17 protein-coding genes are annotated in these 18304 nt (G+C 70.9%); 14 read left to right on the top strand and 3 right to left on the bottom strand.

Annotated features, from left to right (window positions below; all coding sequences use genetic code 11):
• The first annotated feature begins 4 nt into the window (after positions 1-4).
• The 3 genes from LQ222_RS09615 to LQ222_RS09605 are packed head-to-tail and all read left to right on the top strand — an operon-like array spanning position 5 to position 2498.
• The gene (locus LQ222_RS09615) at positions 5-844 is read left to right on the top strand and encodes a protein-glutamate O-methyltransferase CheR (protein WP_230166060.1); all 840 of its coding nucleotides are present in this window, start codon (positions 5-7) and stop codon (positions 842-844) included.
• A complete protein-coding gene (locus tag LQ222_RS09610) occupies positions 844-1431 on the top strand; it encodes a hypothetical protein (protein ID WP_230166059.1) in 588 nt (195 codons plus the stop codon). Before LQ222_RS09615 ends, LQ222_RS09610 begins: the two co-directional genes overlap by 1 nt.
• 23 nt (positions 1432-1454) lie before the next feature.
• Entirely contained in the window at positions 1455-2498 is a 1044-nt protein-coding gene (locus LQ222_RS09605) for a chemotaxis response regulator protein-glutamate methylesterase (RefSeq protein ID WP_230166058.1), read from the top strand.
• A 328-nt stretch (positions 2499-2826) separates the two neighbouring features.
• Here LQ222_RS09605 and nikR read toward each other — a convergent pair whose 3' ends face one another.
• Positions 2827-3312, bottom strand: coding sequence for a nickel-responsive transcriptional regulator NikR (nikR, locus tag LQ222_RS09600; RefSeq protein ID WP_230166057.1), 486 nt, complete (start codon positions 3310-3312; stop codon positions 2827-2829).
• A gap of 120 nt (positions 3313-3432) precedes the next feature.
• Between nikR and LQ222_RS09595 the strand changes: the two genes are divergently transcribed.
• The 3 genes from LQ222_RS09595 to LQ222_RS09585 all read left to right on the top strand — a co-directional run bounded on the left by LQ222_RS09595 (position 3433) and on the right by LQ222_RS09585 (position 6930).
• On the top strand, positions 3433-4986 hold the full coding sequence (locus LQ222_RS09595) for an ABC transporter substrate-binding protein (protein ID WP_230166056.1): 1554 nt from the start codon (positions 3433-3435) through the stop codon (positions 4984-4986).
• Between the two features lie 211 nt (positions 4987-5197).
• A complete protein-coding gene (locus LQ222_RS09590; RefSeq protein WP_230166055.1) occupies positions 5198-6172 on the top strand; it encodes an ABC transporter permease in 975 nt (324 codons plus the stop codon).
• Positions 6169-6930: an ABC transporter permease gene (locus tag LQ222_RS09585; RefSeq protein ID WP_230166054.1), complete on the top strand. Its 762-nt coding sequence runs from the start codon at positions 6169-6171 to the stop codon at positions 6928-6930. Before LQ222_RS09590 ends, LQ222_RS09585 begins: the two co-directional genes overlap by 4 nt.
• Here LQ222_RS09585 and abc-f read toward each other — a convergent pair.
• A complete protein-coding gene (gene abc-f / locus LQ222_RS09580; RefSeq protein WP_230166053.1) occupies positions 6919-8541 on the bottom strand; it encodes a ribosomal protection-like ABC-F family protein in 1623 nt (540 codons plus the stop codon). The genes LQ222_RS09585 and abc-f overlap by 12 nt on opposite strands.
• 97 nt (positions 8542-8638) lie before the next feature.
• Here abc-f and LQ222_RS09575 point away from each other — a divergent pair, with 97 nt between their 5' ends.
• The 8 genes from LQ222_RS09575 to LQ222_RS09540 all read left to right on the top strand — a co-directional run bounded on the left by LQ222_RS09575 (position 8639) and on the right by LQ222_RS09540 (position 17447).
• Positions 8639-9391, top strand: a complete 753-nt coding sequence (locus LQ222_RS09575) for an SDR family NAD(P)-dependent oxidoreductase (protein ID WP_230166052.1) — start codon at positions 8639-8641, stop codon at positions 9389-9391.
• 63 nt (positions 9392-9454) lie between these two features.
• Positions 9455-10189 carry an SDR family NAD(P)-dependent oxidoreductase gene (locus LQ222_RS09570; protein ID WP_230166176.1) on the top strand — a complete coding sequence of 245 codons (735 nt, stop codon included), beginning with the start codon at positions 9455-9457 and terminating at the stop codon, positions 10187-10189.
• A gap of 67 nt (positions 10190-10256) precedes the next feature.
• A complete protein-coding gene (locus LQ222_RS09565) occupies positions 10257-11588 on the top strand; it encodes an NAD(P)/FAD-dependent oxidoreductase (RefSeq protein WP_230166051.1) in 1332 nt (443 codons plus the stop codon).
• Between the two features lie 64 nt (positions 11589-11652).
• Positions 11653-12441: a VOC family protein gene (locus tag LQ222_RS09560; protein WP_230166050.1), complete on the top strand. Its 789-nt coding sequence runs from the start codon at positions 11653-11655 to the stop codon at positions 12439-12441.
• Positions 12442-12464: 23 nt separating this feature from the next.
• Positions 12465-14057: an ABC transporter substrate-binding protein gene (locus LQ222_RS09555; RefSeq protein ID WP_230166049.1), complete on the top strand. Its 1593-nt coding sequence runs from the start codon at positions 12465-12467 to the stop codon at positions 14055-14057.
• The gene (locus LQ222_RS09550; protein WP_230166048.1) at positions 14054-15031 is read left to right on the top strand and encodes an ABC transporter permease; all 978 of its coding nucleotides are present in this window, start codon (positions 14054-14056) and stop codon (positions 15029-15031) included. Before LQ222_RS09555 ends, LQ222_RS09550 begins: the two co-directional genes overlap by 4 nt.
• Positions 15031-15864 carry an ABC transporter permease gene (locus tag LQ222_RS09545; RefSeq protein WP_230166047.1) on the top strand — a complete coding sequence of 278 codons (834 nt, stop codon included), beginning with the start codon at positions 15031-15033 and terminating at the stop codon, positions 15862-15864. The genes LQ222_RS09550 and LQ222_RS09545 overlap by 1 nt, the downstream gene beginning before the upstream one ends.
• A complete protein-coding gene (locus tag LQ222_RS09540; RefSeq protein ID WP_230166046.1) occupies positions 15861-17447 on the top strand; it encodes an ABC transporter ATP-binding protein in 1587 nt (528 codons plus the stop codon). Before LQ222_RS09545 ends, LQ222_RS09540 begins: the two co-directional genes overlap by 4 nt.
• A gap of 3 nt (positions 17448-17450) precedes the next feature.
• Here the strand turns inward: LQ222_RS09540 and LQ222_RS09535 are convergent, their stop codons facing one another.
• Positions 17451-18215 (bottom strand): class II aldolase/adducin family protein, encoded by a 765-nt coding sequence (locus LQ222_RS09535; RefSeq protein WP_230166044.1) that lies wholly within the window; start codon positions 18213-18215, stop codon positions 17451-17453.
• Positions 18216-18304: the final 89 nt, after the last annotated feature.

Genomic DNA, 18304 nt, shown 5'->3' with positions numbered 1-18304 from the left:
CGCCGTGTCGGGCTTGCAGATGCAGGCCGGCCTGCCGGACCTCGCCATCGCCGAGCCGGAGTTCCGCCGGATCTGCGAGACGGTGCGCAACGCGGCCGGCATCGTGCTCGGCCCCGGCAAGCGCGACATGGTCGTTGGCCGGCTCCGCCGGCGGCTGCGGGCGCATGGCCTGACGGACTTCGCCGACTACCTTGCCCTGGTCGATGGGCCGTCGGGCAAGGCCGAGCGCGTGGAGATGATCAACGCGATCACCACCAACCTCACGCATTTCTTCAGGGAGAAGCATCACTTCGACCACCTGGGGTCGGTCGTGCTGCGCACCCTTCCGCCCAGCCAGAAGCGGTTGCGGATCTGGTCCGCTGGCTGCTCCTCGGGCGAGGAACCCTATTCGATCGCGATGGTCCTGCTCGATGCGCTCGGCGAGGCGGCGACGCTCGACATGCGGGTCCTTGCCACCGACATCGATACCGCCATGGTGCGCCGCGGCGCCGAGGGCCGTTACGATGCGGCCCGCGCCGACGACGTCCCCGCGCCGCTGCGGATGCGTCACACGCGGCGCCTGACCGATGGCACGATCGAGATGCTGCCGGCGCTGCGCGACGTCATCTCGTTCCTGCCGCTGAACCTGCTCGACCCGTGGCCGATGCGGGGCCCCTTCGACGTGATCTTCTGCCGCAACGTGATGATCTACTTCGACAAGGACACCCAGAGGGCGCTGGTCGACCGGTTCGCGGACATGCTGCAGCCGAACGGCACGCTGTATGTCGGGCATTCCGAGACGCTGCACCGCACGAGCCAGCGGTTCCAACACATGGGCGAGACCATCTACCGGCGTATCGCGTGATGCCCGCGGCCTCCTCGGTCAGGACCGCGGCGCCGTTCCAGGGGCATAGCGTGGTCAAGCTCGGCCCCGGCGAATACTACGTCACGGGCCGTCGGCAGGAGGTCATCTCGACCATCCTCGGCTCCTGTGTGTCCGCCTGCGTGCGCGATCCGGCCCACGAGGTCGGCGGCATGAACCACTTCATGCTTCCGCACAGCGACGATGGCCGCTGGAGCGGCGCATCCGCGGCGATGCGGTTCGGCAACCTGGCGATGGAGCGCCTGATGAACGACATCCTCAAGCGCGGCGGCGAGCGCCATCGGCTCGAGGTCAAGATCTTCGGCGGCGGGTCGATCGGGACGGACCCCTTCGCCATCGGGCAGCGCAATGCCGACTACGCCGAACGCTACTTCGCGCAGGAAGGCATGCGCGTGCTCGCGCGGGACCTGCGCGGGCGCGTCGCGCGACGACTGCTCTACCGACCGGCCTGCGGCAGTGCCTTCGTGCAGGACATCACCATGCCCCCGCCGGCGATCATCGCCAGCGAGGCAGCCTATGCGATGCGCCTGCCGCGGGAAGCCGTCGCCGGCACCGTCGAGTTCTTCTGACTGAGCCGCAAGGAAGCGCAGCCATGTCGATCCGGGTTCTCATCGTCGACGATTCAGCGCTCATCCGGCAGATCCTGACCGAGATGCTGTCGGCCGCGCCGGGCATCACGGTGGTCGGCACGGCGCCGGACCCGATCGTGGCCCGCGAGAAGATCCGCGCGCTGAACCCCGATGTGCTGACGCTCGACATCGAGATGCCGCGGATGGACGGGCTCACCTTCCTGTCCAAGGTGATGGCGCTGCGGCCGATGCCGGTGCTCGTCATCTCGACCCTCACGCAGAAGGGGGCGGAGGCGGCGATCCGCGCCATGGAGCTCGGCGCCGTGGACTACGTGCCGAAGCCGCTGATCGGGATCGCCGACGGCATGGCCGCGCTCGGCGCCGAGATCGTCGCGAAGGTGCGGGCGGCGGCGCTGGCCAGGCCGCGGGTGCGCCACGCGCAGGCGGCGCCCCCGGCGATGCTGGTGGCGGACCCGACGCTCTCCACGGCGGGCCGCATCGTCGCCATCGGCGCCTCCACCGGCGGCGTCGAGGCGCTGCAGCGGATGCTCACCCGCCTGCCCCCGACCAGTCCGGCGCTGCTGATCACCCAGCACATGCCGCCGGGCTTCACGACCGCCTTCGCGCGCAGGCTCAACGACCAGTGCGCCATCACCGTGCTCGAGGCGACGGATGGCCGGCGTGTCCTGCCTGGCCATGCCTATATCGCACCTGGCGCGCGCCACCTGGAGCTTCGCCGCAGCGGGGCGCATTACGAATGCCGCGTGACTGACGGTCCTCCGGTATCGGGGCATCGGCCGTCGGTGGACGTGCTGTTCCGCTCCGTGGCCGCGACGCTGGGCGCGAGCGGGTTCGGCATCATCCTGACCGGCATGGGGCGCGACGGCGCCGAGGGCCTGCTGGAGATGCGCAAGGCGGGCAGCCGGACGCTGGGCCAGAACGAGGCGAGTTGCCTCATCTACGGCATGCCGAAGGCGGCCATGCAGAATGGCGCGGTCGAGGCCGAGCTGTCGCTCGAGCGCCTGACGGAATCGATCGTCGCGCTGCAGGCGCCGGTGGCGGCGTAGGACTCGCCAGGACGCGGCAGCGCGGATCGTGGCCTGGCGGACGCTCATCGACCGGTAGCCGCGCGGACGTGGCGGGGGCGGTGCGAAGCCTTCGATCGTTGGGCGGGAGGGCCTGTCCGGCCACGGCCATCGGATGGGGGTGACGCCATTCCGGGCGCGGCGCCACGACGGATGGCGCGTCATGTCACGACCAACTTCTGGACGCGTCTCCGGACGTTCCGCGCGGCGCTGGCACGGCCGGACGCGGCGCGCTTCGCCGTGCCTGGGCGCGGGCGCGGCCGGAACACCAGGGCGCGGATGCCGGGGGGCCGTGTCCCCGTCCGTGCCGCTATGCGGCGTGCTTTCGCCCGCGCCGCGTGCCCGCTTTGCGCGCAGCCTGCCCATGCCCCGCCGCGGGCGCTTCGCCCGCGCCCGGCGGCAGCGGCAGCAGGTTCATTCCCCCCAGCCGCACGCCGCGCTCGCTGACCAGCGCCTGCGCGAAGCCGCGCACGCTGTCCGCCGTGCCCCGCAGCACCACCACCTCCAGGCAATTGTCGTGGTCCAGATGCGTGTGCAGCGTCGCGACGCCCAGCGCGTGATGGTCATGCTGCACGCGCATCAGGCGCCGCCCCAGGTCGCGCTCGTGATGATCGTAGACGTAGGACACCACGGCCATGCAGGGGCCCGCCGGCGCCTCCGCCGCGCCGGCATCGCGCAACGCGCCGCGCAGCAGGTCGCGCATCGCCTCGGACCGGTTGGCGTAGCCGCGCCCGGCCATGAAGGCATCGAGCCCCTCGGCCGTCTCGTCATCCAGGCTGATGGTCAGTCGTTGCATGGCGCCCTCCGCGGCGATCTGCTCTACGCCACGTCGCGGCGCCTGGCACGGCGTATGCAGATCATTGGCATTCGTCATACACGACGATAGCCTCGCCACGATCCGCCGGAGCCCCCCCCCATGTCACCTCGCCGCCTCGCGGTCCTGCTGGTCGTCGCCCTGCTCGCTGCCCCCGCCGCCGCCCAGCCGCGCGGCGGCGCGGCGGTGATCGCGGTGGCCGGCGACCCGGGCCACCTGAACCCCGCCATCTCCACCGCAGGCCCGCTGCACGCCGTCGCCGCATCGCTGTTCAACGGCCTGGTCGCGCTGGACGAGGCCGGCATGCCGCAGCCCGACCTGGCAGAGTCCTGGACCGTCGCGCCCGACGGCCTGTCGGTTGCCTTCCGCCTGCGCACCGGCGTTCGCTGGCATGACGGCCACCTCTTCACCGCCGAGGACGTGAAGGTCGGCTTCGAGCACATCCTGCTGCGCTTCCATGCGCGCGCCCGCGCCGGGCTCGCGCCCGCCATCGCCGGGATCGACACGGATGGCGCGCTCGGCGTCACCTTCCGCCTGCACCGCCCGCATCCCGCGCTGCTGCGGCAGCTCGACGTCACGGAGGCGCCGATCCTGCCCGCGCATCTGTTCGCCGGCACCGATCCCGCGACCAACCCGGCCAACCTGCGCCCGGTCGGCACCGGACCCTTCCGCTTCGACAGCCACCGCCGCGACGACCAGGTGGTGCTGCTGCGCAACCCGGACTACTTCCGCCCCGGCCTGCCGCGGCTCGACCGCCTGGTGTTCCGCATCATCCCGGACGCCAACACGCAGGTGAACGCGCTGCTGGCGAACGAGGTCGACATGCTGGCCCGTGTCGCGCCGCCCGATGCGGCGCGGCTGCGCGGGCGCGGCGTGACACTGACCGAGACGCGCGCCGCCGCCGGCGGGTCCAATTGCGTGATGACGCTGGGCTTCAACCTCGACCGCGCGCTGCCGGGCAACATCGCGCTGCGCGAGGCGCTGGCGCTCGGCATCGACCGGCAGCGGATGGTCGACCAGGTCGCCTTCGGGCAGGGCCGCGTGGCGGATGCACCGATCGCCTCGGGCATCGCCTGGGCGCACCGGGCGGGGGCGCTCGCGGCCTGGGCGCCGGATGCGGCGGAGGCGAACCGGCGGCTCGATGCGGCGGGACTGCGGCGCGGGCCTGACGGGCTGCGCGCGAGCCTCGACATCCTGCACTTCCCGGCCTTCGCCCGCTGGTCCGAGATGCTGCGCCAGCAGCTCGCCCCCCTCGGCATCGCGTTGCGCGTGCGCATGTTGGACCCGGCGGCGCTGGCGCAGGCGGTCTTCGCGCGGCGCGACTTCGACCTGGCGCTGATCTCCTATTGCAACGGGACGGATCCCGAGATCGGCGTGCGCCGCATGGTGCATTCGGCGGCGATCGGGCCGGTGCCATTCTCGAACGCCGCCGGGTATCGCAATGCCGAAGTCGATGCGCTGTTCGACCGCGCGGCGTCGTTGCCGGAGGATGCCGCGCGCGGCGACGCCTATCGCGCGGCACAGGCGATCCTGGCGCGCGACCTGCCGTATCTGTGGCTGGTCGAGACCGACTTCACCGCCGCCTGGCGCGACAGCTTCGCCGATTTCGCACCCTGGACGGGGCAGGTGGCCGAGCGCGCCTGGCGCAGCCGGTAGACCCGCCTCCGCGAGCCGTGGATCGCTGCAACGACTCTCGTCGGGATCTGCGCCGGGGCATCGCCGGGACGCGCGGGAGCGATGGCGTGGGCAAAGGCAACGGCGTGGCTGCGGGGTGGTGCGCCGCGGCGCGCGGCGGCGGCGTCGATCCCCGCGTCCTGGCACGCGGCATCTCCCGGACCGCGCCCCGCTGCCGCGGCGGTTCGCGCCGATGATGCGCCGGGCGTGGCGCCTCGCGGGTCCGCTGGTGCTGCGCGCGGGCTTCGGCGTGCTCGCCGTGCTCGTGGCAGCCAGCCTGGCCTTCGTGCTGGCCTGGAACGCGCCGGGCGGGCCGGTGGTCGCGCTCGCCGGCGACAGCGTCGCACCGGGCCAGGTCGAGGAGATCGCCGCGCGCCACGGCATCGATCGCCCCTGGCACCAGGCCTGGCTCGCCTGGATGGGGCGCCTGCTGCGCGGCGACCTCGGCATGTCGTGGCGCGAGCAGCAGCCGGTGGCGGCGTTGATCCGCGAAAGGCTGCCGCTGACGCTGGCGCTGAGCGTTTCGGCGGCGGCGCTGGCGGCGCTGGTGGGCATCGTGTGCGGCACCGTCGTGGCGGCGCGCGCGGCGCGCTGGCCGGTCGCGCTGTTCGCCGCGCTGCATGCGGTGCCGGGCTACGTCGTCGCGCAGGGGCTGGTGCTGGTCTTCGCACTGGGGCTGAGCGTGCTGCCGGTGCAGGGGATCGCGGATGCGCGCGACCCGGCCGCGGGCGGTGTCGCGCTGCTGCTGGAGCGGACCCGCCACCTGGTGCTGCCGGTGATGGCGCTGGCGCTGCACCAGCTTTGTTTCGTCGCGCTGCTGGTGCGGGCCGGCGTGGCCGGGCAGCTTGCACTGCCCTATGTCACCGCCGCCATGGCGCGCGGCCGGTCGCGCCGTGGCGCGCGCTGGCGCCATGCCTTGCCGAATGCGCTGCTGCCGGTGGCCAACCTGACTGCCATGCGCGTCGGCGCGTTGCTGGGCGGGGCGCTGGTGATCGAGGTGGCCTTTGCGCTGCCGGGGCTCGGCCGCCTGGCGGTGACGGCGGCGCTGGCGCGCGACCATCCGGTGGTGATCGGCGCCGTGGTGGTGGCCTGCGCCATCGCGTGGATGGCGAACCTGGCGGCCGACCTGGCGGCGGGGCTGGCCGACCCGCGGCTGCGCGCGCGATGACGGCGCGCGGCGCGGCGGCGGCGGTGCTGGTGGCTTTCTACGGGGCCTGCCTGGTGTTCGGGCCGGCCGGCGCGTTGCCGGGGCATGCGGCGCTGCAGCCGCCGTCGATCGCGCATCCGCTCGGGACCGATGACCTGGGGCGCGACATGCTGGCGGCGATCCTGCAGGCGGGGCGCGGGTCGCTGCTGGTGGCCGCGGTGGCGACCGTGCTGGCGCTGCTGCTGGGCCTGGCGGCCGGGCTGGCCGCGGGCATCGGCCCGCCGCTGCTGGACCAGGCGCTGATGCGCCTGGCCGAAATCGTGTCGAGCCTGCCGGCGCTGCTGGCGGCGGTGCTGGTCGCAGCGCTGTTCGGCGGATCGGGCTGGCACCTGGCGCTGGTGCTGGGGTTCACGCGCTGGCCCATGGTCGCGCGCATCCTGCGTGCCGAGACGCAGGCGCTGCTCGCGCGGGAATTCCTGCGCGCGGCCTGGGCGCTGGGCGCGACGCCCTGGCAGGTCGCGCGGCGGCACCTGCTGCCCTGCCTGGCGGCGCCGCTGCTGGCCGGCGCGGGCATCGTCTTCGGCGGCGCGGTGCTGGCCGAGGCGGCGCTCGCCTTCGTCGGCCTGGGCGACCCGGAGGCCGGCAGCTGGGGCCGCATGATCGCGCAGGGCTTCGCGATGCTGGGCCTGGGCTGGTGGCTGTGGCTGTGGCCGGTGGCAACGCTGGTGGTGGTCAGCGGGCTGGTGGCGGTGGCGGCGGGCGACGGATCAGCTGCGTAGGCCCGGGGCCTCGTGGCCGGTGCGCGCGACGTATTCGCTGTAGCCGCCATCATACTGGTGCACGCCCTCGGGCGTGATCTCCAGCACGCGGTTCGACAGCGCCGCCAGGAAGTGCCGGTCGTGCGAGACGAAGAGCATGGTGCCTTCGTACTGCGCCAGCGCGGCGATCAGCATTTCCTTGGTCGCCATGTCCAGGTGGTTGGTCGGTTCGTCGAGCACCAGGAAGTTCGGCGGGTCGAACAGCATCTGCGCCATGACCAGGCGTGCCTTCTCGCCGCCCGAGAGCACGCGGCAGCGCTTTTCCACATCGTCGCCGGGGAAGCCGAAGCAGCCGGCGAGGGCGCGCAGTGACCCCTGGCCGGCGCGCGGGAAGGCGTGTTCCAGCGCCTCGAACACGGTGTGGTCGCCGTCGATGAGTTCCAACGCGTGCTGCGCGAAATAGCCCATCTTCACGCTGGCGCCGAGCGAGACGGTGCCGTCATCCGGCGTGGTCGCACCGGCCACCAGCTTAAGCAGCGTGGACTTGCCGGCGCCGTTCATGCCGAGCACACAGCAGCGTTCGCGCCGGCGCACCAGCAGGTCGAAGCCGTCATAGATCACGCGTTGGCCGTAGCGCTTGTGGACGCGGCGCAGGTTCACCACGTCGTCGCCCGACCGCGGCGCGGGCAGGAAGTCGAAGGCCACGGTCTGGCGGCGGCGCGGGGGTTCGACGCGGTCGATCTTGTCGAGCTTCTTGACGCGCGACTGCACCTGGGCCGCGTGGGAGGCGCGCGCCTTGAAGCGCTCGATGAACTTGATCTCCTTGGCCAGCATCGCCTGCTGGCGTTCGAACTGCGCCTGCTGCTGCTTCTCCATCAGTGCGCGCTGCTGTTCGTAGAAGGCGTAGTCGCCAGCATAGGTGGTGAGGCTGCCGCCATCGATCTCGATGATGCGGTTGACGACGCGGTTCATGAATTCGCGGTCGTGCGAGGTCATCAGCAACGCGCCCTCGTAGCCGGCCAGGAACTGTTCGAGCCAGATCAGGCTTTCGAGGTCGAGGTGGTTGCTCGGTTCGTCGAGCAGCATCACGTCGGGGCGCATCAGCAGGATGCGGGCGAGGGCCACGCGCATCTTCCAGCCGCCGGACAGTTTGCCGACATCGCCGTCCATCATCTCCTGGCTGAAGCCCAGGCCGTCCAGCACCTCCCGCGCGCGGCCCTCCAGCGCATAGCCGCCGAGGTCGTCGAAGCGGGCCTGCACCTCGCCGAAGCGCTCGATGATGGCGTCGAGGTCGTCGGCCTGGTCGGGGTCGGCCATGGCGGCTTCGAGGCTACGCAGTTCGGCGGCGACGGTGCTGACATCGCCGGCGCCGTCCATCACCTCGGCCACCGCGGAGCGGCCGGCCATTTCGCCGACATCCTGGCTGAAGAAGCCGATCGTGACGCCGCGTTCCATGATGACCAGGCCCTCATCCGGGGGTTCCTGGCCGGTGATCATGCGGAACAGCGTGGTCTTGCCGGCGCCATTGGGGCCGACCAGGCCGGTCTTCTCGCCCCTCTGGAGGGCGGCCGAGGCCTCGATGAACAGCAATTGCTGGCCGTTCTGCTTGCTGATGGAATCAAGGCGGATCATGGGCGGGCGCATAGCCCGTGCGGCGCGCGCGGTCGAGGGGTGGGTTGCCCCGGGCCGGTTCCGCGCTCCACTGTGCGCGCACAAGCGGAGGAAGCGCATGGAACTCAAGGGTGCGGTCGCGCTGGTGACCGGCGGCAATGGCGGGCTCGGCCAGCGGATCTGCCATGCGCTGGCGCGCGAGGGCGTGAACCTGGCGGTGATGTACGCGCAGAGCCGCGACCAGGCCGAGGGCGTGGCGCGCGAGATCGCCGACCGCCACCAGGTGCAGGCCGCCGCCTTCGGCTGCGACATCACCGATGGCGCGGCGGTGACGAAGCTGGTGGCGGATGTGACGGCGCGCTTCGGGCGGCTGGATATCCTGGTGAACGACGCCGCCTACAACAAGGCGATCCCCTTCCCGGACCTCGACAGCCTGACCGAGGAGGTGTGGGAGAAGATCATGGCGGTGAACCTGACCGGCCCGATGCGCCTGACCAAGGCGGTGGCGCCGGTGATGAAGGCGCAGGGACGCGGGCGGATCGTGAACATCGCCTCGGTGGCGGGGCTGGGGCCGACGGGATCGTCGATCGCCTATGCCGTGTCGAAGGCGGGGCTGATCCACCTGACCAAGTGCATGGCGGTGGCGCTGGCGCCGGCGACGCTGGTGAACTGCGTCGCGCCCGGGCTGCTGGAAGGCACGCGCGCCACGGCGAACCTGCGGCCGGAGCAGGTCGAGCGGTCCGCCGCGACATCGCTGCTGAAGAAGGCGGCGGACAAGGATGATTGCGCCGAGATGGTGGTCACCATGTGCCGCACCGAGACCATGACCGGCCAGACCGTGGTGATCGACGCCGGCCGCTACTTCCACTGACCCCCTGGGGGCGCGGCGGAGCGCGTGGTATCGGCGCGGCTTGAAGCGGATCGAGGGTTGGACATGCTTGCAGGCAAGGTCGCGCTGGTCACCGGCGCGGGGAAGAATATCGGGCGCGCGATTGCGCTGAGCCTGGCGCGCGACGGCGCGAAGGTGGTGGTCAATGGCCGCTCCGACGCCGCCGCGATCGAAGCCGTGGCGGCGGAGATCCGCGCCGCCGGCGGCAGCGCCGAGGCGGTGCTGGCCGATGTGTCCGACCCCGATGCGGTGGCGCGGCTGGTGGCACAGAGCGGCCCGGTGGACATCCTGGTGTGCAATGCCGGTCTGCGGCGGCAGACGCCGTTCCTCGAGATGTCGCTGGCCGAATGGCGGGAGATCCTGTCGGTCGCGCTGGATGGCGCCTTCATCCTGTCGCGCGCCGTGCTGCCGGGGATGGTGGCGCGCGGCGGCGGGTCGATCGTCGCGCTGTCGGGGATCTCGACGCATGTGGGCACGCCGAACCGCGCGCATGTCTCGGCGTCGAAGGCGGGTCTCGAAGGGCTGATGCGCGCCATCGCGGTGGAATTCGCGCCGCAGGGCATCCGCGCGAATTGCGTCGCCCCCGGCGCGGTCGACACCGCCCGCGGTGCCAGCGCCGGCGCCATGCCGCAGGGGCTGGGGCGCGAGCAGGGCATCCCGATGCGCCGCAAGGCGACCATCGACGAGATCGCCGCGGTGGTGCGGATGCTGGCGGGGCCGGAGGGCGGCTACGTGACCGGTCAGACCATCCATGTGAATGGCGGGTCGTTCCTGGGATAGGAGCCCGCACACCGCGCTTGTGGCGGCGCGGCGGGACCAGCATGCTGCCCGCAGCAGGAGCCCCGCCATGCCCGACATCCCCCACGGCGCAGCGCCGCATCGCATCGTCGTCGTCGGTGGCGGCGCGGCCGGGCTCGAACTCGCGACGCGGCTGGGCGACAGCCTGGGCAAGCGCGGCCAGGCGGTCGTCACGCTGGTCGATCGCGACCGCGGGCACCTGTGGAAGCCGCTGCTGCACGAGGTCGCGGCCGGCAGCATGGATGTGGACGAGCACGAGCTCGACTACCTGGCGCAGGCGCATTGGCATCATTTCCGCTACCGCTACGGGGAGATGGTCGGGCTGGACCGCGCGGCGAAGACAGTGATGCTTGGCCCGACGCAGGATGACGAAGGCCGCGCCATCACGCAGGGCAGCGCGCTGCCCTACGACACGCTGGTGGTGGCCATCGGCAGCACGACGAACGACTTCGGCACGCCCGGCGTGCGCGACCACGCAATCGCGCTGGAGACGCCGCAGCAGGCCGTGCGCTTCAATCGCCGCCTGGTCAATGCCTGCATCCGCGCGCACGCGCAGGAGGGGCCGGTGCAGCCGGGGCAATTGCATGTGGTGATCATCGGCGCCGGCGCGACGGGCACGGAGCTGGCGGCGGAGCTGCACCACACGGCGCGCGCGGTGGTTGCCTACGGGCTCGACCGCATCGATGCCGAGAAGGACATCCGCATCACCCTGGTGGAAGCGGCGCCGCGCATCCTGCCGGGGCTGCCGGAACGCATCTCGGAAGCGGCGAAGGGGCTGCTGGAGGGGCTCGGCGTCACGGTCAGCACCGGCGTGCCGGTCACCCGCGTGACGGCGCACGGCGTCGAGCTGAAGGACGGGCGCGTCATCGACAGCCAGCTGGTCGTCTGGGCCGCCGGGGTGAAGGGGCCGGAGGTGCTGCGCGACCTGGCGGGCCTTGAGACCAGCCGCAGCAACCAGCTGGTCGTGCTGCCGACGCTGCAGACCACGCGCGATGCGGACATCTTCGCGATCGGCGATTGCGCCTGGTGCGTGATGCCGGGCAGCGATCGCCCGGTGCCACCGCGCGCGCAGGCGGCGCACCAGCAGGCATCGCACATGCTCGCGCAGATCCGCCGTCGGCTCGCGGGCGAACCCTTGAAGCCCTTCGTCTACCGGGATTTCGGATCGCTGGTGTCGCTCGGCGAATACTCCACTGTGGGCAGCCTGATGGGCTTCCTGGCGGGGCGCAGCATGTGGGTCGAGGGGCTGTTCGCGCGGCTGATGTACCGGTCCTTGTACAAGATGCACGAGCGCGCGCTGCACGGCACCGTCAAGACCGCGCTGTCATCCCTGGCGCGCACACTGACGCGGCGGACGGAACCGCGCGTCAAGCTGCATTGAACCCGCGCGTGTTGCGGCGCATCACGGGGAATGCCTAGTATCCCTGCCAAACTGGGAGACGGGCATGCTGCCGACCTTGACCGGGCTCGATCACCTTGTCGTTGCCGTGCGCGACCTTGATGCCGCGGCGGCTCAGTGGGCGGCGCTGGGCTTCACGCTTTCGCCGCGCGGGCTGCACAGCGCGCATATCGGCAGCGCCAACTACACGATGATGTTCGGGGAGGATTACCTCGAACTGCTCGGCGTGGTGACGCCGACGCCGCACAACCAGGCGCTGCGCGATTTCGTGGATGCGCGCGAAGGGCTGGATCGCGCGGCCTTCACCACGACGGATGCTGGCGTGGGCGCGGACGCGCTGCGCGCGCGGGGCGTCGATGCGGTGGGGCCGGTGCATTTCAGCCGGCCGGTGCCGCTGCCCGATGGCAATGAGGCGGAGGCGCGCTTCAGCGTGTTCCGCTGGCCGGTGGCCGCGCGCGTGGGTGGCCTCGGCATCTTCGCCTGCCAGCACCACACGCGCGATGCGGTGTGGGTGCCGTCCCTGCAGGCGCACGCCAATGGCGCGACGCGCATCCGGCGCGTGCTGGTCGCGACCGACGATCCTGCCGGCAGCGCGGCTGCCCTGGCCGCGGCGATCGACGCGGCGGCGGTGCAGGATGGCCATTTCCATGTGGTCGCGACCGCGCCCACCCGCGGCGCGGTGGCCTTCGCGCCGCGCGATGTGATCGCGCGCCTGGCGCAGTGCGACGCGGCCGTGCTGCCGCGCGAGGGCGGTGCGGCGATGGTGCTCGGCACCGCAACGCCGCGCGCGCCGGGCTTCGCCACGGGCGTCGCCGTGATCTTCGAAGCCAACTGATCCCGCGACAGGAGAACGCACCCATGACCGGACCGACCCGCCGCGAGACCTTCCTGCTCGGCGCCGCCACGATGATCCCCGCGACCGCCATGGCGCAGGAGACGCCGCGGCGCGGCGGCGTGTTGACGGTGCATTTCGCCACCGAGCAACGGATCCTGAACCCGTCGCTGCAGGCCTCGACCGGCGTCTACATCGTGGGTGGCAAGATCCAGGAGGCGCTGCTGGACCTGGACGCGCAGGGAAATCCGGTGGGCGTGCTGGCCGAGAGCTGGGAGAGCGCGCCGGACGGGCTGACGCATACCTTCCGCCTGCGCCGCGGCGTGACCTGGCATGACGGCAAGCCCTTCACCTCCGCCGACGTGCAGTTCACCGCGATGGAGATGTGGAAGAAGATCCTCAACTACGGCACCACGCTGCAGCAGTTCCTGGAAGCGGTGGAGACGCCCGACGCGCATACCGCAGTGTTCCGGTATTCCCGCCCGATGCCGCAGGGGCTGCTGCTGCGTGCCATGCCGGACCTCGGGTACATCTCGCCCAAGCATGTGTTCGAGACCGGCGACATCCGGCAGAACCCGGCCAACACCGCGCCGATCGGCACCGGGCCTTTCAAGTTCGTGCAGTACGAACGCGGCCAGCACATCATCGCCGAGCGCAATCCCAATTACTGGCGCAACAACATGCCGTATTTGGATCGCATCGTGTGGCGCGTGGTGGGGGATCGCGCGGCGGCGGCGGCGCAGATGGAATCCGGGCAGTTGCTGTTCAGTCCGTATTCGGCGCTGTCGATCGCCGACATGCAGCGGCTCGGGCGAGACCCGCGTTTCGAGAGCACGACGCGCGGCAATGAAGGCAATGTCCGCACCAACACGCTGGAGTTCAACTTCCGCAATCCAATCCTGGCCGACATTCGCGTGCGGAAGGCGATCGCGCATTCGCTGAACGTGCCGTTCTTCATCGAGAACTTCCTCGGCCCCTTCGCGAAGCCGGGCACGGGGCCGATCCCGAGCGTGTCCACGGATTACTATCCGGGCGCGGGCATGCCGCAATACGGCTTCGACGTGGCGCTGGCGAACCGCCTGTTGGACGAGGCCGGGCATCGCCGCGGCGCCGGCGGCGTGCGTTTCAACCTGCGGCTGAACCCTGCGCCGTGGGGCGAAGACATCGCGTTGTGGGCAACCTTCATCCAGCAGTCGCTGAGCCAGGTCGGCATCCGCGTGGAAGTCGTGCGCCTCGATGCCGCGGGCTTCCTGCGCACGGTCTACAATGACTGGAACTTCGACCTGGCATCGGGCTGGCACCAGTACCGTTCCGACCCGGCGGTGAGCACGACGGTGTGGTACCGTTCGGGCAGCCCGCGCGGCGCACCCTGGACCAATCAGTGGGGCTGGACCGATCCCACCATCGACGGGATCATCGACAACGCGGCGACCGAGGTCGATCCGGAGAAGCGGAAGGCGCTCTACGCCGACTTCGTGCGGTCGGTGCAGACCGAGCTGCCGCTGTGGATGCCGATCGAGCAGATCTTCGTCTCGGTGTTCAACCGGCGCATCCGCAATGCGGGGAACAATCCGCGCTGGGCGTCGTCCTCCTGGCACGATACCTGGCTGGCGTCTTGAGGGTCCTTGGCCTCGCGCTGCGGCGGCTCGCGGCATCGCTGCCGACGCTGCTGCTGATCCTGGCGGGGATGTTCCTGCTGCTGCAACTGGCACCCGGCGACACGGTCGATGCGCTGATGGCGCAGATGGGCGGCGGCGACGCCGCGCTTGCCGAGGAACTGCGCCGCTTCTACGGGCTGGACGTTGGCATCGCGGCGCAGCTCGGGCGCTACATGCTGCGGCTGCTGACGCTCGACCTCGGCTTTTCGGCCATCTATGGCAAGCCGGTCGCCACCGTGATCCTGGAGAGGCTGCCGCCGACCATCCTGCTGATGATCTCGGCGCTGTCCTTCGCCTTCTTCTTCGGGCTGGTGCTGGGGGTGGTGGCGGCACGGCGCGTGAACCGCTGGCCGGATACGCTGATCTCGACGCTCGGGCTGATCTTCTACGCGACGCCATCCTTCTGGTTCGGGCTGATGGCGATCGTGGTGTCCAGCGTGTACCTGCAATGGCTGCCGGCGGGCGGTTTCGGCGACATCACGCAATCCTACACCGGCATCGCGGCGGTGCTGGACACGGCACGGCACCTGGTGCTGCCGACGCTGACGCTGGGGCTGATCTTTCTGGCGATCTACCTGCGCATCATGCGGGCCTCGATGCTGGAAGTGCTGTCGCTGGATTTCGTGCGGACGGCGCGCGCCAAGGGGCTGTCCGAGACGCGCGTGGTGGCGCGGCATGTGCTGCGCAACGCGATGCTGCCGATGGTCACGCTGATCGGCTTGCAGGCCGGTACAATGCTGGGCGGATCGGTGGTGGTGGAGAGCGTATTCTCCCTGCCGGGCCTGGGGCGGCTCGCGTATGAATCCGTGGTGCAGCGGGACCTGAACACGTTGCTCGGCATCGTGTTTGTCTCGGCGCTGCTGGTCATCAGCATCAACTTCGTCGTGGACATCCTCTATGCGCGGCTCGATCCGCGCATTGCGTCCGGGTCCTGATGCGCGCGGCCAAGGCGTATCTGCGCAGCCAGGCGGCGTTGATCGGCACGGTCATCCTGCTGGCGGTACTGGTGATGGGCCTGGGTGCGTCGTGGTTCTATCCCGCCGATCCGCTGGGCCTGGCGGGACGGCCGCTGCAATGGCCCGGCGCCAATCCGCGCTTTCCGTTGGGCACCGATCCGTCGGGGCGCGACATCGCGGCGCAGCTATTTCATGGCGCGCGGATATCGCTTCTGATCGGCGTGGTGGCCACGTCGATCGCGGTGGTGATCGGCATCGCCATCGGCGCGGTGGCGGGCTTCTATGGCGGCATCGTCGACACGCTGCTGATGCGCGTGACCGAGGCCTTCCAGACCCTGCCCAACTTCCTGCTCCTGCTGGTACTGGTCGCGGTGTTCGGCAGCACCATGGGCACGGTGACGGTCGCGATCGGCCTGGTGTCCTGGCCGCCGGTCGCGCGGCTGACGCGCGCCGAGTTCCTTACGCTGCGCACGCGGGATTTCGTGCAGGCCTGCCGCGTGCAGGGGCTGGGCGATGCGCACCTGATCCTGCGCGAGGTGCTGCCGAATGCACTGCCGCCGGTGATCGTCTATGCCTCGGTCGTGATGGCGGTGGCGATTCTTCTGGAATCGGCGCTGGCCTTCCTGCAGTTGTCGGACCCGAACGTGCCCTCCTGGGGCAACCTGATCGGCTTGGGGCGATCCGTGCTGCGCACCGAATGGTACGTCTCCGCCATCCCGGGTGTCGCGATCCTGCTGACCATCCTCGGCGTCTCTCTGGTGGGGCAGGGGCTGAACGACGCGCTGAACCCGCGCCTGGCGAGCGGGCGATGAGCCGCCTGGTCGTCGAGGGCCTGACCATCCGCCTGCCGCGTGGCGCCGATCGCGACAACGCCATCGAGGATGTGTCGCTCTCCGTCGCGGCCGGAGAAATCCTGTGCGTTGTGGGCGAGAGCGGGTCGGGCAAGTCGGTCACCGCATCGGCGGTGATGGGGCTGCTGGCGCCGGGCCTGTCCATCGCCGCCGGCCGCATGGCTTTGTCGGGCGAGGACCTCCGCGCACAGTCCCCCGAGGCCTGGCGCGCCATCCGCGGCCGCCGCATCGCGATGGTGTTCCAGGAACCCATGACCGCGCTGAACCCGCTGATGAGCGTGGGCGCGCAGATCGGCGAGATGTGGCGAGTCCACATGAACCTCGATGCGCGCGAGGCCGAGCGCCGGGCGCTGGCCGCGCTGCGCGAAGTGAACCTGCCCGACCCCGAGGGCGCGCTGCGTGCCTTCCCGCATGAGCTCTCCGGCGGTCAGCGCCAGCGCGTGATGATCGCCATGGCACTCGCGCTCGAACCCGAGGTTCTGGTCTGCGACGAGCCTACCACCGCGCTGGACGTGACGACGCAGGCGCAGGTGCTGGCGCTGATCAAGGACCTCCAGCGCCGCCACGGCACGGCGGTGATGTTCATCACGCATGACTTCGGCGTGGTGGCGGAGATCGCCGACCGCGTCGCCGTGATGCGCCTGGGCCGCGTGGTCGAGGAAGGCACGGCGCGCGAGGTGCTGACCAACCCGCGGCACGACTACACGAAGGCGCTGCTCGCCTCCGTGCCGGGGCTGCACGCGCCGACGGCGCGCGCGCTGTCGTCCGACGAGGTATTGCAGGTGCGCGGCCTGACCAAGACCTATGTCTCGCGCGGGCTGTTCCGTCGCCGCAAGCCGGTGCGCGCGCTGGACGATGTGTCCGTCACGCTGAAGCGTGGCAGCACGCTGGCGGTGGTGGGGGAGAGCGGGTCGGGCAAATCCACGCTCGCACGCTGCGTGGTGGGCCTGCTGGGCAACGATGGCGGGCAGGTGGTGATCGGCGGCGCGCCCTTGCCCAAGCGCCGCCGCGATGCCGCACGCCTTGTGCAGATGGTGTTCCAGGACCCCTACGCGTCATTGAACCCCCGCCGGCGCGCCGGGGCGCAGGTGGCGCAGGGGCCGATCGCGGCCGGCACGCCGGCGGTCGCGGCACAGCGGGAGGCGCGTGACCTGTTCGCGCTGGTCGGCCTCGATCCCGATGCGGTGGATCGCTACCCGCATGAGTTCTCCGGCGGGCAACGCCAGCGCATCGGCATCGCGCGTGCGCTGGCGATGAAGCCGCAGGTGCTGGTGGCCGATGAACCTGTCAGCGCGCTGGATGTCAGCGTGCAGGCGCAGGTGCTGGCGCTGCTGCGGGAATTGCAGGCGCGGCTTGGCCTGTCGATCCTGTTCATCACGCATGACCTGCGCGTGGCGGCGCAGCTGTGTGACGAGGTCGCGGTGATGCGCAACGGCGTGGTCGAGGAAGCCGGACCGATCGGCGCTGTCTTCGCCGATCCGCGAAGCGCCTATACGCGCAGCCTGATCGACGCCATCCCCGGCCGCGCGCTGTTCGGGCTGTAGCGGCTACGTCGCGTAGTCGGCTTCCTCGCGATCCAGCACGCGGCGCCAGGCATCGAGGTGCAGGCGCGCATCGAGCTTCTCCCCCCATGGCCCGGCATGATGGCGGCGCGCGGAATCCGGCAGCGCGTGCAGCTTCCGCCCGGTCTGCATCGCGGTCATCTGGTACATGGTGGTGCGCTCGGCCATGTAGGTCTCGTCGAAGGCGTCGTGCACGGTGGGGCCGACCACCGTCACGCCATGGCCACGCATCACCATGATGGTCCTGTCGCCCATCAGCCGCGCGATGCGGTCGCCTTCGTCGTTCGAATGCACCGGCGCGTCGCCGGAAGCGTCATAGACCGTGCGGTCGTTCAGCAGCAGCGAGTTGTGATGCGACAGCGGGAACTCGACATCCTCCAGCATCGACAGCGCCGTCAGCCAGCGCGGATGGACGTGCACCACGCAGGCCGCGGCGGGGTTCGCGAGGTGGATGCGGCAATGGATGTGGAAGGCGACCTTGCGGAGTTCTCCCTTGCCGCGCACCACGCGGCCCTCCAGGTCGCAGACGATCAGGTCGCTCGCCCGCAGTTCCTGGAACAGGTAGCCGCGCGGGTTGATCAGGAACAGCGGCTCGGCACTGTCCGGCAGCATCAGCGAATTGTGGTTGCCGATATGCTCGTTCCAGCCGAGCCGCGCGCCGATGCGGAACACCGCCGCCATGTCGCAGCGCAGCGCCCATTCGCGGTCGTCGGCGCGGCTGTCGGTGAGGGTCTGGACCAGGTTCGCCATGGCTGTCCTCGCTGATCGGTCAACATGAAGGCTGGCACGATCCGCGCGGACCCGCCACCGGCGGATTGACGGCCGCCGGCGCCACGGCC

This window comes from Roseomonas sp. CECT 9278, from assembly GCF_918698155.1.
Lineage (GTDB): Bacteria > Pseudomonadota > Alphaproteobacteria > Acetobacterales > Acetobacteraceae > Neoroseomonas.
The sequence above is the reverse complement of the archived record's forward strand: the minus strand, read 5'-3'. Positions and strand labels throughout refer to the sequence as shown.

Coding starts and splice junctions, on each gene's coding strand:
- LQ222_RS09610 (WP_230166059.1), top strand. CDS start 844: ATGCCCGCGGCCTCCTCGGTCAGGACCGCGGCGCCGTTCCAGGGGCAT.
- LQ222_RS09605 (WP_230166058.1), top strand. CDS start 1,455: ATGTCGATCCGGGTTCTCATCGTCGACGATTCAGCGCTCATCCGGCAG.
- nikR (WP_230166057.1), bottom strand. CDS start 3,312: ATGCAACGACTGACCATCAGCCTGGATGACGAGACGGCCGAGGGGCTC.
- LQ222_RS09595 (WP_230166056.1), top strand. CDS start 3,433: ATGTCACCTCGCCGCCTCGCGGTCCTGCTGGTCGTCGCCCTGCTCGCT.
- LQ222_RS09590 (WP_230166055.1), top strand. CDS start 5,198: ATGATGCGCCGGGCGTGGCGCCTCGCGGGTCCGCTGGTGCTGCGCGCG.
- LQ222_RS09585 (WP_230166054.1), top strand. CDS start 6,169: ATGACGGCGCGCGGCGCGGCGGCGGCGGTGCTGGTGGCTTTCTACGGG.
- abc-f (WP_230166053.1), bottom strand. CDS start 8,541: ATGATCCGCCTTGATTCCATCAGCAAGCAGAACGGCCAGCAATTGCTG.
- LQ222_RS09575 (WP_230166052.1), top strand. CDS start 8,639: ATGGAACTCAAGGGTGCGGTCGCGCTGGTGACCGGCGGCAATGGCGGG.
- LQ222_RS09570 (WP_230166176.1), top strand. CDS start 9,455: ATGCTTGCAGGCAAGGTCGCGCTGGTCACCGGCGCGGGGAAGAATATC.
- LQ222_RS09565 (WP_230166051.1), top strand. CDS start 10,257: ATGCCCGACATCCCCCACGGCGCAGCGCCGCATCGCATCGTCGTCGTC.
- LQ222_RS09560 (WP_230166050.1), top strand. CDS start 11,653: ATGCTGCCGACCTTGACCGGGCTCGATCACCTTGTCGTTGCCGTGCGC.
- LQ222_RS09555 (WP_230166049.1), top strand. CDS start 12,465: ATGACCGGACCGACCCGCCGCGAGACCTTCCTGCTCGGCGCCGCCACG.
- LQ222_RS09545 (WP_230166047.1), top strand. CDS start 15,031: ATGCGCGCGGCCAAGGCGTATCTGCGCAGCCAGGCGGCGTTGATCGGC.
- LQ222_RS09540 (WP_230166046.1), top strand. CDS start 15,861: ATGAGCCGCCTGGTCGTCGAGGGCCTGACCATCCGCCTGCCGCGTGGC.
- LQ222_RS09535 (WP_230166044.1), bottom strand. CDS start 18,215: ATGGCGAACCTGGTCCAGACCCTCACCGACAGCCGCGCCGACGACCGC.